The sequence below is a fragment of the Pigmentibacter sp. JX0631 genome, assembly GCF_029873255.1.
Taxonomy (GTDB): Bacteria; Bdellovibrionota_B; Oligoflexia; order Silvanigrellales; family Silvanigrellaceae; genus Silvanigrella.
Genome location: NZ_CP123622.1, coordinates 1,189,791 through 1,203,821 on the forward strand (window position 1 = coordinate 1,189,791; position 14,031 = coordinate 1,203,821).

Consider the following 14,031-nt stretch of genomic DNA (forward strand, 5'->3'; position numbering starts at 1 on the left):
AAAACTTTGAAGGTAGATGTTTGGTTTCTGGAAGATATGAACAACAAATTAAAATTATTGGCATTCACCTCGCAGGAACCAACACAAAAAAGTCCGCGATAGTTCGAACTTCGGTTCAACTGTCGCGGATTCTTTCAGGCCTACCAAATCAATATGAATTTCAAATTTTAAAAAATGCCTTGGCTGCTTATTTTCCACAATTGCCAATTGAACCGATAGAAACAGGACATCAATGGCGAAATTGTATTTCACCCTTATTTTGGGAAGCATTTACTCCCGACTTAGGCGCAACTTCATATCAAGACTCTGACAATAGACTTCTTGAAGCGTTAAATGATCTTGGTGGAGCACAAATTTTTTGTATCGATGCGCCTTTGTCTTTGCCCCCATGTCTTAATTGCAATTTAATTTGCCCTGGCACAATGGAATGTCCAACAAATACTGTTTTACATATGCGAAAAGAATGGGAATTTAGTAAAAAAATATTCAAAAAAATACGTTTACCTCAGCCATATGTTGACAGATATTTTGAAGTTTTTGCTAGAAATCATTTTGAAAAAAATATCATTCCAACAGGACTTGAGTTTGAAGCAATAATGTCGAGCAGCAAAGCACCTTTAACAGCGAGAGCCATTCGACTCGCAAGAGAAATTCAATCCAGATATCCGCATGCTCTTATTTTAGAAACAAATTCACATGCAAGTACTGTTGGCTGGGCTTTAATCTGTGGTGAAAAAAATGTTAAATATAACTTATACAAAAGCCCCTCTCAAGGAGCAAAGCAACGGGCTCAAATTCTGCAAAATTTAGAAACTTATCGATTTGCTGTAAGAAGTGCTGGGATACATGAACTGTTACTCAATGAAATTCATTACCACTTAGAAGTTTTTCTTGCTGCAATGTCTGCACAAAGTGCTTGGGGATTACTGACTGGTCTGGTAGTAATCAACCCAGAGTTTTTAACTCTAAATGCCTCTTCTCCATTTAGAGGCTGGCCCTGTATTCCTAAAGGAATTATTTCGCATGCAAGATCAAAAATATCTGAATAAAATTAGTGGTTGGATATTAACAGACGGCACTTGGTATCCTACTGAAGAATGGTGGCATATCAGTTCTATTTACGATTTAAAAGAACAAGGCTTCCCAAGTTTACAAAGTAAAGAAACAAAAGAAATTTTAGACTCTGGAGACGAATCGAATATTCGTGATCATCTCGCAAATTTAGGTTTCATTAAAATTTCTCGTAGTCAAATAGATGGAATTAAATTAACAGTCCCACAACTAATAACGTTACAAAATTTACTTTCTTTGTGTGACCCTGACGATGAAATTGGATTATTAGGAAGTAATGGTTCTATCAAACATATACGTATTGCCAGAATTATGAAATTAAAAAATCCAAATATATTATTTGATTAAAGATGGTTAATTTTAAAAAATAATTTGTACTATTGATATTGATTGAAATTAATCTGTATTGCCATCTAATAATGTAGGAGAATCTAATATGTTGATCATTGAAAAAATTTAATTTTTTTAATATTTTATTTTTAAGATATCAACAATCATGATTTTTTGCTCTAAGATATTTTTCCTATTAAATTATAAGGGAACAAGAATTAGCTTCGATTATACTAATGTCTTTTTTCGAATTCTATGGGCAATTCTGAGATCTTTAATGTGTTGTCTTCTTCAATAGCTTCAGCAGCTGGGGCTTTTTTCAATCAGTAAAAACAATATGTGCTTTTTTCCCATTGCAATAAGCAATGTGCGCAATGGTTTCTAACGTAAGATTACCGGAGCCTTTGAGGATTTTTGAAGCCATAGATAAACTCAAGTCATGCTCTTTTGCAAAGCTTCTAAACCCAAGATTATTTTCAGCCATCACTTTTGAAACGAATTTAGAGATGTCTTCTTGAAGAAGTCTTAACGTTTCTAATTCTTGCTCTGCTTCTTTGTCTGCTGCAGCAATTTCTTCTTCTGAAAGAAACTCTTTAAAGACATCATCCACATTTTTAAGTCGTATAGTCATGAATGCCCTCCTTTAATAATTTATTCCTTCGAGTTTTTGCTCTCTCGATATCTGCTTTTTGCGTGGATTTATCACCTCCAATTAAGATCACCGTTAACGTGTTGTCGATAAATGTGTAATAAATCCGAAACCCACTGCTTAAATCCCTAAGTTCGTAAACCCCTTCCCCTAAAAATTTAGAGGCTGGAGAACCGAGTTCTCTTCCTTGTAGCTGCAACATTCTGATAAGTTTTCTGATTTTTTTAGCATCGTTTTTATCTTTCAAACTTTTTAAAAACTCAGATAAAACATCTTGTTTGCCGTCCTCGCAATATGCTTTCACTTCAATTTCCACAGCAACTACTCCTTGTTGTTCGGCATAAGAGAATGATACTTTATAAAGAATCACTTGTCAAAGGGTTTTCGCTGAAACATATATATTATATTTTCAGGTACTTATAGCACCCTTTATTAAATTGAATTTTTTTTAGATCTGAACTTGTAGCTTTGACAGCAAACAAAACGAATCGACTAATACAATATATTATACTACTATAAAATATATTAGAAGGATGTCGATGTGATATATGAATGGGAACACAAGTTTTGGTCAGAAAAAGAAAGCTCTCCGCCCGTAAAAGAATGATTCGATAACTTAACTCTTGAACAGATGACAGCAAATTTAAAAGAGTTGGGATAAGAGTTCTCAAAAAAGAGACATCAAAATAGCTCGTGAACGTCTCGCAAAATTATAAGGTGGTAAGTTAACATGAAAGTAAAAAATTTTAATGATTATCTGAAAACAAGACTAAACGACACCGAAATTGCTGAAATTGAAGCTCAAGCAGAAAGAGAGTTTCAAGCATTAAAAGCATTACAACAAGGTGTTGCAGAGGCTATCAATGCTTATATGAAAAAAGAAAATATCGGATTTAATGACATGGTTCGAAAACTTGATATTAGCCCCTCAAAACTCTCTAAAATTAAAAAAGGAAAGGCGAATTTAACTCTTGCAAGTATTGCGCACATAGCGGCATTGCTAAAACAAAAGCCAGTTTTTTATTTTAAAAATGATATAGAAAATGATTTTCAAATCTACGAATCAAAGTATCACAGTAAATCTTCCGTTTAAAACATTTCTTCTAAAAGACTAAAACATATCTAGAAAAGAAGATAAGAATAAATTAACAATTAAAATTAATTTTCAGGAATTATTCTCAACATTAATCATTTTCATATATTATAAATTCTGCTTAACTTCTCTAATATTGGACACTCTGGTCTATCATTTCCTTGGCAACAATTAACTAAATTTTCTAATGTATTTAACATAGATTTTAGTTCATCCATTTTACTTTGTAATTTTTCAATATGTTGTTGGGCTATCTTTTTTACGTCTTGACTACTTCTTTTTTTATTTTTCCATAAATCTAAAAGTTTTTTTATTTCAATTATTGAAAAACCTAACTCACGTGCTGTTTTGATAAACAATAAAACTTGAATATCATTTTCTTGATATAAACGATAACCAGCCTCAGATCTTTTTAATTTTGTTATTAATCCTTGTTCTTCATAATAACGAATCATCTTAATATGAATCCCACTTTTCTTTGCAGCTTCACCAATATTAAAAAAAGACATAGTAACTTTTTCTTTCAGTTTTAAATATTTTTACTTTAACTTCCATTTTTTTAATAGTAAAGAATTTGTAACAACACTTACACTACTAAAAGCCATAGCAAAACCAGCAAACATAGGATTTAAAAATCCTAAACTAGCTAAAGGAATTCCTAAAATATTATAGATAAAGGCCCAAAATAAATTTTGTTTGATTTTTTTATAAGTTTTTTTTGAAATATCTATCGCTTCAAAAACTAGAGAAGGATTGTTATTCATTAAAGTAATACCAGAAGCATGAATAGCTGCATCCGTTCCAGATCCCATAGAAATTCCTACATTTGCTGTAGCAAGAGCTGGAGCATCATTAATTCCATCACCGACCATAGCAATGAATCCATACTTTGATTTTAAATTTTGAATTATACTTAATTTTTCATCAGGTAATACATTAGCATAAACTTCATCAATACCAACCAATTTTGCAACATAATTGGCACTTCCTAAATTATCTCCAGATATCATTACTGTTTTAATATTCAAAGATTTTAATTTTGCAATCGCCTCACTCGCATTACTTTTTATGATATCTCTAAAAATAAAAATACCTAGTAATTTACCACTTTCATTGTTACCTTCTATCAAGTAAGAAATCGTACTGCCAAAATTTATATTTTTAGCAACTAATGCATTTTGATCTTCACTTAAAAATAAATTATGTTCTTGTAATATTTTCTCACTACCTAAAATAAATGATTTACCAAAATAATTTCCTATTATACCTTTACCTATAAGTGCATTTAAAGAATTAAATTTAAAACTTTCAATTTTATTTTCTTTTGCATAAGTAAGAACTGCTTTTGCAAGTGGATGTTCGCTTCCTGATTGCAAACCTGCAGATAAGGAAAGAATTTCTTCTTTTGAAGAATTTATATTTATAATATCTATTAATTTAGGCTGCCCGATAGTTAAAGTTCCAGTCTTATCAAATGCAACAACTTTCAAAGCGTGAACTTGTTCTAAAGCTTCAGCATCTTTAATTAGAATTCCGTGCTTTGCAGCGACTCCAGTTCCTACCATAATCGCTGTTGGAGTCGCTAATCCTAATGCGCAGGGACAAGCAATTACCAGCACAGCAATAGCTTTCAATGCAGCTTCAAACCAATTACCGCTTATTATTCCCCAAGTTATAAAAGTAATAAATGCGATGATAAGTACAATTGGAACAAAAATAGAACTTACTTTATCTACTAATTTTTGAATAGGAGCTTTTTTTGCTTGTGCCGTTTCAACCATTTTTATAATTTTTGCCAGAAGAGTTTCTGTCCCAATTGCAGTAGTTGTTACTTTTAAAAATCCACTTCCATTTAAAGATCCACCTGTAATTCTATCACCTTCACTTTTTTCAACTGGCAAACTTTCTCCAGTTATTAAAGACTCATCAACTTGCGAATGCCCTGATAAAATAATGCCATCAACAGGAATAATTTCACCTGGTCGTACCAATACAATATCGCCAGTTTTTACATCTTCTATTTTTACTTTAATTTCATTTCCATCTCTAAAGATTGTCGCATTATCTGGACGAAGATTTTCCAAAGATCTTATAGCTTCAGTAGTTTGAAATTTTGCTCTATTTTCTAAGTATTTTCCAAATAAAATAAGAGTAATAATTGTTGCTGAACTCTCAAAATATAAATGCATGTCAGCTAAATTATTATTATAGTATTGATAGCAGACTTCAATAATACTTAATAAATATGCCGCAGAAGTTCCAATTGCAACCAATAAATCCATGTTTGCATTTTTAGCTAAAATAGCCTTTAAAGCTGAGCGATAAAAGCGAAAACCAAAAATGAATTGAACAATAGATGCTAAAATAATTTGCAACCATATATTTAGTGAAATGTGAACAGAAAAAAGCATAAAAAACATAGGTAACAATAATGGTAAAGTAAAGAGCGCTGATAACAGAAGAATTATTTTTTCTTTTTGCATTTTCTTTTTTAAATCAGAGCCTTTATTTGCTTTATTGCTGTCATATATTTTTGCTGTATATCCACTTTTCTCAACTGCATGTATAAGATCTGAAATTTTAACCTCCGCAGAGATTTTCACTTGAGCTTTTTCAGTTGCTAAATTAACGCTCGTTTCAGTTACACCATTTACCGCTGCTAAAGCTTTTTCGACATGATTTACACATGAAGCACAGGTCATACCTTGCACTTCTAAAGTAATTATTTTTGATTCGTTATTATCAATTAAGTTCATATTAAACACCTTTTACTGAATATTAATTCAATAATTTAACTTTGTAACCTAAATTATTTATTACATTAATAACTTCATCAATTTTATTTTCATCTTTAATTTCTATCACTACTAGTTTTTTATCTAAAAAAACAGAATATTTAGATATAACTCTAACAGAATTAAGCTCTTTAGAAATTTTATTAACACAAGAATTACAATTCATACCTTCAATATTCAAAGTAAAAACAGAAACATTTTCAATACTATCTTTTTTAAATAGTTCTTTCAATTTTTCAAACATAAAACCTCCTAATTTATAGCTACCATAAAAAGTATAAAGTCTCCCATTATAGGAGAGTCAAGACTTTTTTCTATTTTTTTTAACTATTTATCTTTTAAAAATTTAGTGTTATTCTAGGTAGTTAAATTTCATTGAGTTGCAAGAGTTCTTTCATAAGGACAATAGTCATGAATTATCATAGTGTTATATTATGTCAATTTGATTTATTAAACTTAAAAACTCCTATAGATCAGAAATTATTGAATTTTTATAAGGCAAAAATATTTGCAAAAAATTATTGTAGCAAAGAAAAAGTAACAGACCCTCAAAAAATTGAACAAATTTACAAAGATGTATTTGAAAAGTTTTCAAAATATGCAATTTCAGAGGATCGTATTCAAAAAATGCAAAATGTTATGTTAGATACTAATCCTGAAAATTTTATTACTGAAGATAATTATTACCCAGAATTATTTCCAAATTTAGCTGAAAGTCCACTAGGAATTGATATTTATGCTAGATCGTTATTATTTAATAGAATAGCCTTAAATGTATTAAATCAATTTTATCCAGATGACTTAAAAAAACCTGATGATATAATCCATGTTACTAATACTGGTTACTTATCCCCAGGTCCTGTGCAAACATTTGTAGATCAAAAACAATGGTTCAATACTTGCGTTACCCACTCCTATCAAATGGGTTGTTATGGAGCATTTCCAGCTGTACGTATGGCGAGCGGATTTTTATTTTCTTCTTGGAATGGTTTTCAATACGCTAAGAAAAAATTACATATTGATATTGTGCATACTGAAGTATTTTCTTTACATACTAATGTGGACGAAATAACCCCAGAAAATATTATCAATATGACGCTATTTGGAGATGGATTTGTAAAATATTCCGCCTATGAAAGTAAAGAATTTGAAAATTTAAATACGACTGGATTAAAAATTTTAACAAATTATGAAGAGGTATTTCCAAATTCAAGTGAAAATTTATATTGGATACCAAATAAACATCACTTTTACTTTTATCTTTCAAAAAATGTTCCACATGTAATTAAGAATAATATTCTTAATTTTGTAATAAATTTATGCGATCAAATTGGTATAAATTTTTTAGAAAATAAAAACAACTTTATTTATGCAGTACATCCTGGTGGTCCCAAAATTGTTCAGTATGTGCAAGAAATGCTAGAATTAACTGATGATCAAATGCAATTGTCACGCAAAACATTTTTCAATCATGGGAATGTAAGCTCTTCAACGATTCCAATTGCATGGAAAGATATCGTGGAAGATAATGCAATTCCTAAAGGACAAAAAATTATTACAATAGGTTTTGGCCCTGGCATTACAGCAAGTGGTCTTATTTTTGAAAAAGTTTAAAGATAATCTGCCTTGTAATTTATTACAATTTTGTCTGTAGTATAAAATAAATTAAATTTTTTCACTTTTTTTATTTTATTTTTTATAAAAACAATAAAATTTAAAACACAATAAAAATTCAATTTTAGAATTGAAAGAAATTTATCTTATAAGTTACAGAATTTTATTTTATTTATAGCTTCCTATAAATTTTTTTAAAATTACTATTGACTATTACATTAATTTATAATAACGATAAAAAATAAATTAAGTTTTACAATTTTATAACAAAAGCAAATAAATTTAATGTTAATTTAAAGTAATAAACTAATCTTAAAAAAATTATTTAAATTAAATATTAAACAAAAGGAAATAATTATGAAAGCAATTATATCTATTAGCTTTATAGCCTCACTAACCTTATTTTCATGTTCTAATAAAAATTCTGAAAACACTAATACTTATAATACTCATGCTATCCAGAAACCCCAATTATCTAATTTTTTAGAAAATCATGATATTCATACCAGTATTATAGGAAAAGGTTATAATTCTGTAGATAAATCTATAAAAAATAATTGCTTGGATAATACTTATCATGAATTTATTCAAAGCGGAAAATCAGAAGTTAATTTCTTTAATAATTTATCATCTGAAGAATTAAGCGAAAAGTTAAATATAAATGTCAATGGAAAATTACATTCTCCACAGGGTGAAGTATCCATTGATACAAGCTTTCTAAATATGTTAAATACGAATGAAGCGAGTTCAACCGTTACGCTTATTGCTAATGTAACAAATGGGAAAAATAGATTAAAAAGAATTAATGAACATTCACCTGGATATAAACTAAATGACTTTTATAAATCAATTTTTGACAAAAGTAAGGCTGAATTTATTAAAGTCTGTGGAGATGAAATTATTGACTCACAAAAACTTTCTGCTTACTTAATTATTACGGCTCGTATAGATTTTAAAAATAAAGCTACAAAAGATAAGTTTGAAGCTAAAGTAGGTGGAGGAAAAAATTTATTTGATGAAATAGGTGTAAATGCAAGTTCATCTATTAGCAATTTAGATGAAAATACAAGAAAATCAATAAAAATTACTGTAGCTGGTCTACAACTTGGAGGAGAATTTAAACAACTACAATCAATATTGAAAAAAAATGTATGTAACTTAAATCAAGTTGAGCAATGTAATCAAATGTTTGAAACCATAAATAATTACTTTTCAAATGAATTTATGAATCAATTGGATACAAAAAATGAAAATTCTTGGATTGTTTCAGAAATTAAATCTACTCCTTATTCAAAACTTATTATTCTCGACGACAAATTAGAATATTTTAGTGATCAATTTAATTATGGATTAAATTATGCAAAATTTTCATCTAAATTATCGAATATTAAAGAAATAAACTCAGATGCATATAAAAATATAAAAAAAATAGTCAGCCATGAAAATTATAAACATTTTTCAAATAATGAAAAAAATTATTTAAATGAAAGTTTAAACTCTGCACAAAACAATATAAATATGGTAGATGAATATTTTTCAGAATGTAATTCATCTGAGTCGTTTAAAGAATGTATAAAAAAATATCAACAATATTTAGATCAAAATTATGTACCCATAGATCAAGAATTAAGAAGTGCTAAGGTAAATAATTTTATTGGTTCATTTAATACAGGAATTCAAACTTTTGAAATTAACAACAATGTATTCTATAAAAAAGAAATAGATAAGAATATTTTTCCTGAATCAGGGAATCTTAGTTATACCTTTGTTAATGAATATGATGAAGAAATGAATGATAGCTCTATAGAACTTGTCTGCCAATTAGATTACAGATCTAAACTTAATAAAGTAAATTCAATTGTTTGGTTTACAAGCTTCATTTCGTCGCTTCCTTCATTGTATACCTTACTTGAAAAGGCTGTAAATCAAGAATATGTTGTTCTTGATGTGATTTGGAATAGAAAAGACTCGGATGTAACAAATCGCTACATAAGAGACAATTGTGGAAATCATGGGAAATTATTCTTTATTTCGCATGTGCAGTCAAATACAAAAAAGATATCAATATGGGAAGTGAAGGAATGATTATTTTATTAAGTTTTTATCGATATTAAGGGATAGACTTAATGAAATTAATGGCGGGATGGACGGGACTTGAACCCGCGACCTCCGGCGTGACAGGCCAGCGTTGTAACCAACTCTACTACCACCCCGCTTACAAGAACTAACTGTATGCCACAAACAATTCCCTATTGCAAGTCCCTATCTGATTCTTTGTTTTTCATTCGGATATACAGTTATCGATCACTCCCTCACACATTTTCCCTAATTGAAACAAAGAAAGAAACTCATAATTTGGATTTGAAAAAGTTGAGTAATTATTTAAGAACAAACTATCTTTTGTAGAGTATTGATAGACAGAAATTCTTCCATTCACAAAATATTGATTATCAACAAAAAATGGATGCCATAATGAATAAAAATGATCCGCAGGTTGCAAAATTGAAAACTGTTCTCCATACTTTTTTATGCACATTTCTTTTAGCATTTTGTAACCTTCCAAACCATCACTTAATTCAAAATATGAAAATATATGATCAGGAGTAAGCCATTGCGTTTTCCAATAGCCCACAACTTTAACATAATTATTTTGCGAATCTCGTAACCATTTCCAATCCAATTTTTTATTCACACAATTGACATATGTTTCATCAGCAAGTGCAAAATTTTTTAAACAACATAAAACAAAAATAATTATCCAGTTTTTCAACATAAAACCTTCTATATAAAAAATATATTATTAATTTTTTTTGATATATGAATATTTTATTTTGAGCAAGTAAAAATAAGAATTTGAAAAGATCTTAGAAAACTTTACTTTGGTAACAAAATTTCCCAAGTTTCAGAAGAAGGAATAGTAGGAGCAACAGAGTTTAATTCATTTCTAAATTTTGATAATTCCAAATATACTTTTTTTCTTGTCCGATTTATTCCACCTAAAGGTCGTAAATCTTCACTACCATGCCAGGGTGTAAAAGATAATTCTTCACAAATTTTTAAAGCTTCGGATGAATTTGGAGCTTGTTCTTTAGGGATATAAATTGTTGCTACTTTAAAGATATTATTTTTTCCTTTCCAAATCGTTGGCCATTCTACGGTTGAATCTTCTATGAGATGTTGTTTCGCATCGCGTTGCGGAATGATATAAAAATCAAAACAAAATTCATTACTAGCTAAATTCATGGCCAAAGCATCCGCAAGGAAATTATCTTGTCTTTGCTCTTTTGGAATGTCGATAAAGTTTTGTCCAGAACAAGGCTTTGCAGTAAATTTCATTGCTGATTTTTCACCAATTTTATATGGCGTTTGACTCCAATATTGTGAAGCTAATGGATTTATCTGTGTTTTGGATAGTGCTTTCAAAATCTCACCTTCATAAGGATTATTTTTGAGCCACTCTTTAAATCCTTCAGGACCATTTTTTTGCGCCATCATCAAAGGCAAGTAGTCTTTTGAATTTCTTAAAAAGAATACAGGGTGATCTATCATGACGAAATCTTGAGTATTAATTTCTCCATTTGCCTCTTCAAAGTTTAATAAATTTGCTTTTACATCAAGTACTTTTATTGCCATACCGTGGGCGTCAGCAATTTTATCTGACTTCAAATCGCTTGTTCCATTTGAAAAGCGAAGAATAGCTTTATATTCTCCTTTTGTAGAAAAAATACCTTTTCTAAATTTTGATGGAATATTCGCTTCAATTTTAAATTTAGCAGCAACACATCCATGTTGTTTAGCATGCGCATCTCGTTTTGCCGGATGATCTTGGCCTTGTCTTAGATTGTAACCATTTTGCACAACCCCTTTTAGAATTTTGATTAGTTGCTCATTGAGCTGTTCTTCTTCAGGTGTAGAAGGAATTTCTTCTCCTAACGAAAGTACTTTTTTTCTTTTTACTTCTTGAGAAAAAACTGTTTGAGAGAAAACAAAGAAAGGGAAAAACAAAATAATTATTTTTATAAATCGCATAAATTAAACCCTCAAAGTTAAAATTAGTGTATAAATTATCTTTTTAATTTAGGCAATTAACATGTAGTTTAGAACTGTTACATTGGTAACTTTATTTAAATTTTTTATCATTTTTCCTATAAAAACTAGATCAATATTTAAATGGTTTATTTAAATTTTAACTAAAAAAAATAAGTTACCAATAAAAAAACCTGTATTTTTTTTGCTCTCTATAATTTTTTTTTACAATTTTGATTAGTTAAAAAAAATAAAACTAAACAGAATTGATTTATAGAAAATTTAAATTACATTGTATTTTTTGCTATTTAATAAGAAGGATTTTTTAATGGATAAAAACTTTTGGTTAGAAAGATGGGAAAAAAATAATATTCCATTTCACCTTGAACAAACAAATCCGAGCTTAGTAAAATATCAGCATTTGCTCACTTCAATTCCTAAGAGTAATGTTTTTCTTCCCTTGTGTGGAAAAACTTTAGACATAAAATGGTTACTTTCTAAAAATCTTCAAGTTACCGGTGTTGAGCTTAGTGAAAAAGCCATAGTAGAGTTGTTTCATGATTTAGGTGTCATTCCTAAAGTTACAAGTATAAAAGATCTAAAAATTTATTCGGCTGAAAATTTATCCATATATGTAGGGAATATTTTTAGCTTAACAGCAGATATATTAGGAAGTATTGACTATATTTATGATAGAGCGGCTTTAGTTGCTTTACCTAAAGAGAGTAGAGAAAAATATACTTCACACTTAATAAAAATAACAAAATCTGCTGAACAGTTACTAATAACTTACAATTATGATCAAAATTTAATGGAAGGGCCTCCCTTTTCTCTTTCGCAAAATGAAATTTTTACACATTATGCTTACATATATAATATTTATGGTTTAGATTCTTTTGATGTGCCAAATGGATTAAAAGGGATATGCCCTGCAAAAGAAGAAATTTGGCATCTTAAAAAGAAATCATGATATTATTATCTAAAACCTTCATTAATATAATACTATTACATAAATACAAAGTTTTTTCTTGTATTTTTAATCATTTCTTAATCTCACAGTCACTCAAATTACAGATTTACTAACTCAGTAAATTTAAATAATATCAATTTGTTATATCTATTCTAAATATTACAAATTAATTAATATCTATATTTTTAATTAGTTACTTTAATTAATAAATCAATTGAATATCAAAGTAATTCTCAATAATAATAATTTTGTAACAAGTATATATTGTTGCTAATTAACTATTTATTTATTTCATTTTATCATAAAGGAATATTTATGAAATTTACTTCTAAAAAAATTTTAGTTTCATTAACTCTAATTTCAGCTTTAGGACTTTATTCTTGTAAGAAGGGTTCTCATTCTTCTTCCCAAGAAACAACTGCAGATGTAACTCCTGGAGTTATAGTTCCTGAAAAAGATCTTAAAAATTTAATTACTGAAGATAAATCTTTTATTTCTGAAGATTTATCTATTGAAGCATCTTCAGAAAAAGGAAAAACAACTGGTTCTGTTTACTTTATTCTTAAAGACTCTGAGATGAAAGGCGTTTGGGGACAATATAACGTAAAGTCTACAAAATTTGACATTGAAGCTATCAATGAAGGAACTAAAGAAAAAACTAAAATTAAATTTACTGCTTATAGAGATAATGCATGTGGTTTTGAAAGACAAATGAATGATGGTATTACATGCCCAACAGAAAAACCTGATTTTTCAAGTTTGATTGTTAAGTACGATCCTGCAGATAATGCTAAATTAGAAAATGGGATTTATACAGGAACAATCAACATTCAAGCAAAAGGTTGGCATACACCAAGTTATGAAAAAGAAATTAATTTGGAATTTAAAATTAATAACAAATTGGCAAATGTAATTACAGCTACAAAACCATTTGTTTCAAAAGATTTCTCATTAAAAGCAGCAAATGAAACTAGAAAAAGTTCTGTTTACTTTTTAATCAATGACTTAAAACCAATTTGGGGAGTTGATCAATACAAAACTAAAGGGACAGACTTTAAAGTTTTAGCTCAACATGGTGACAAATTAGTTCAATTGACTCTTACTGGTTACAGAAGTGTTGGCACTGGTGTAGACTGTGGAATTTTAAATATGAATGATGGAGCAATCTGCTACAACAATTTTGGATCTGTGTTAAATGTAAAATTTGACTCAACTAAAAATCCAAATCTTGCAGAAGGTTTATATACAGGTAAATTTGAAATTTTAGCAAAAGGCTGGCATTTAGAGTTTGCTGAAAAAGTTGATTTAGAACTTGCTATAGAAGTTAAAAAATAACGACGAACTAGTTGCTTCTTTAAAATAGCTAAATAAGGGTGGATAATTTAAATATCCACCCTTTTCTTTTTTATCCATAAGAAACACAATTAGTTACATTTATTTAATTTTTCAGATATTGCAAAAAATATAAAAAAGGATAATAAAC

Annotated in this window: 14 protein-coding genes and 1 tRNA gene; 7 read left to right on the plus strand and 8 right to left on the minus strand. The window is 28.7% G+C overall.

Annotation, left to right across the window (positions count from 1 at the left end):
- Window positions 1-20: 20 nt before the first annotated feature.
- On the plus strand, window positions 21-1,049 hold the full coding sequence (locus QEJ31_RS05080; protein WP_280592697.1) for a hypothetical protein: 1,029 nt from the start codon (window positions 21-23) through the stop codon (window positions 1,047-1,049).
- Window positions 1,024-1,419, plus strand: coding sequence for a hypothetical protein (locus QEJ31_RS05085; protein ID WP_280592698.1), 396 nt, complete (start codon window positions 1,024-1,026; stop codon window positions 1,417-1,419). The genes QEJ31_RS05080 and QEJ31_RS05085 overlap by 26 nt, the downstream gene beginning before the upstream one ends.
- 301 nt (window positions 1,420-1,720) lie before the next feature.
- On the opposite strand, the gene QEJ31_RS05090 is transcribed toward QEJ31_RS05085, so the two are convergent.
- Window positions 1,721-2,032, minus strand: a complete 312-nt coding sequence (locus QEJ31_RS05090) for a hypothetical protein (RefSeq protein ID WP_280592699.1) — start codon at window positions 2,030-2,032, stop codon at window positions 1,721-1,723.
- Window positions 2,016-2,366 carry a type II toxin-antitoxin system RelE/ParE family toxin gene (locus QEJ31_RS05095; RefSeq protein WP_280592700.1) on the minus strand — a complete coding sequence of 117 codons (351 nt, stop codon included), beginning with the start codon at window positions 2,364-2,366 and terminating at the stop codon, window positions 2,016-2,018. The genes QEJ31_RS05090 and QEJ31_RS05095 overlap by 17 nt, the downstream gene beginning before the upstream one ends.
- A gap of 414 nt (window positions 2,367-2,780) precedes the next feature.
- On the opposite strand from QEJ31_RS05095, the gene QEJ31_RS05100 reads away from it, so the two are divergent.
- Complete coding sequence (locus QEJ31_RS05100) at window positions 2,781-3,143, plus strand: helix-turn-helix domain-containing protein (protein ID WP_280592701.1); 363 nt, start codon at window positions 2,781-2,783, stop codon at window positions 3,141-3,143.
- Window positions 3,144-3,244: 101 nt separating this feature from the next.
- On the opposite strand, the gene cueR is transcribed toward QEJ31_RS05100, so the two are convergent.
- Genes cueR through QEJ31_RS05115 form a run of 3 tightly spaced genes read right to left on the minus strand, consistent with a single transcriptional unit; the run spans window position 3,245 to window position 6,182 of the window.
- Window positions 3,245-3,652: a Cu(I)-responsive transcriptional regulator gene (gene cueR, locus QEJ31_RS05105; RefSeq protein ID WP_280592702.1), complete on the minus strand. Its 408-nt coding sequence runs from the start codon at window positions 3,650-3,652 to the stop codon at window positions 3,245-3,247.
- A gap of 30 nt (window positions 3,653-3,682) precedes the next feature.
- Window positions 3,683-5,899 (minus strand): heavy metal translocating P-type ATPase, encoded by a 2,217-nt coding sequence (locus QEJ31_RS05110; RefSeq protein ID WP_280592703.1) that lies wholly within the window; start codon window positions 5,897-5,899, stop codon window positions 3,683-3,685.
- 22 nt (window positions 5,900-5,921) lie between these two features.
- Entirely contained in the window at window positions 5,922-6,182 is a 261-nt protein-coding gene (locus QEJ31_RS05115) for a heavy metal-associated domain-containing protein (RefSeq protein WP_280592704.1), read from the minus strand.
- A 167-nt stretch (window positions 6,183-6,349) separates the two neighbouring features.
- Between QEJ31_RS05115 and QEJ31_RS05120 the strand changes: the two genes are divergently transcribed.
- On the plus strand, window positions 6,350-7,552 hold the full coding sequence (locus tag QEJ31_RS05120) for a 3-oxoacyl-[acyl-carrier-protein] synthase III C-terminal domain-containing protein (protein ID WP_280592705.1): 1,203 nt from the start codon (window positions 6,350-6,352) through the stop codon (window positions 7,550-7,552).
- A 357-nt stretch (window positions 7,553-7,909) separates the two neighbouring features.
- Window positions 7,910-9,637, plus strand: a complete 1,728-nt coding sequence (locus QEJ31_RS05125) for a hypothetical protein (protein ID WP_280592706.1) — start codon at window positions 7,910-7,912, stop codon at window positions 9,635-9,637.
- A 51-nt stretch (window positions 9,638-9,688) separates the two neighbouring features.
- Here the strand turns inward: QEJ31_RS05125 and QEJ31_RS05130 are convergent.
- From QEJ31_RS05130 to QEJ31_RS05140, 3 genes are all read right to left on the minus strand, one after another.
- Window positions 9,689-9,765 (minus strand) — tRNA-Asp (locus QEJ31_RS05130).
- Window positions 9,766-9,833: 68 nt separating this feature from the next.
- Window positions 9,834-10,325: a hypothetical protein gene (locus tag QEJ31_RS05135; protein WP_280592707.1), complete on the minus strand. Its 492-nt coding sequence runs from the start codon at window positions 10,323-10,325 to the stop codon at window positions 9,834-9,836.
- Between the two features lie 101 nt (window positions 10,326-10,426).
- Complete coding sequence (locus tag QEJ31_RS05140) at window positions 10,427-11,581, minus strand: catalase family protein (protein WP_280592708.1); 1,155 nt, start codon at window positions 11,579-11,581, stop codon at window positions 10,427-10,429.
- 325 nt (window positions 11,582-11,906) lie between these two features.
- Here QEJ31_RS05140 and tmpT point away from each other — a divergent pair, with 325 nt between their 5' ends.
- Both tmpT and QEJ31_RS05150 read left to right on the plus strand, forming a co-directional pair.
- Window positions 11,907-12,548 carry a thiopurine S-methyltransferase gene (tmpT, locus tag QEJ31_RS05145; RefSeq protein WP_280592709.1) on the plus strand — a complete coding sequence of 214 codons (642 nt, stop codon included), beginning with the start codon at window positions 11,907-11,909 and terminating at the stop codon, window positions 12,546-12,548.
- 315 nt (window positions 12,549-12,863) lie between these two features.
- Window positions 12,864-13,883: a hypothetical protein gene (locus QEJ31_RS05150; RefSeq protein WP_280592710.1), complete on the plus strand. Its 1,020-nt coding sequence runs from the start codon at window positions 12,864-12,866 to the stop codon at window positions 13,881-13,883.
- Window positions 13,884-14,031: the final 148 nt, after the last annotated feature.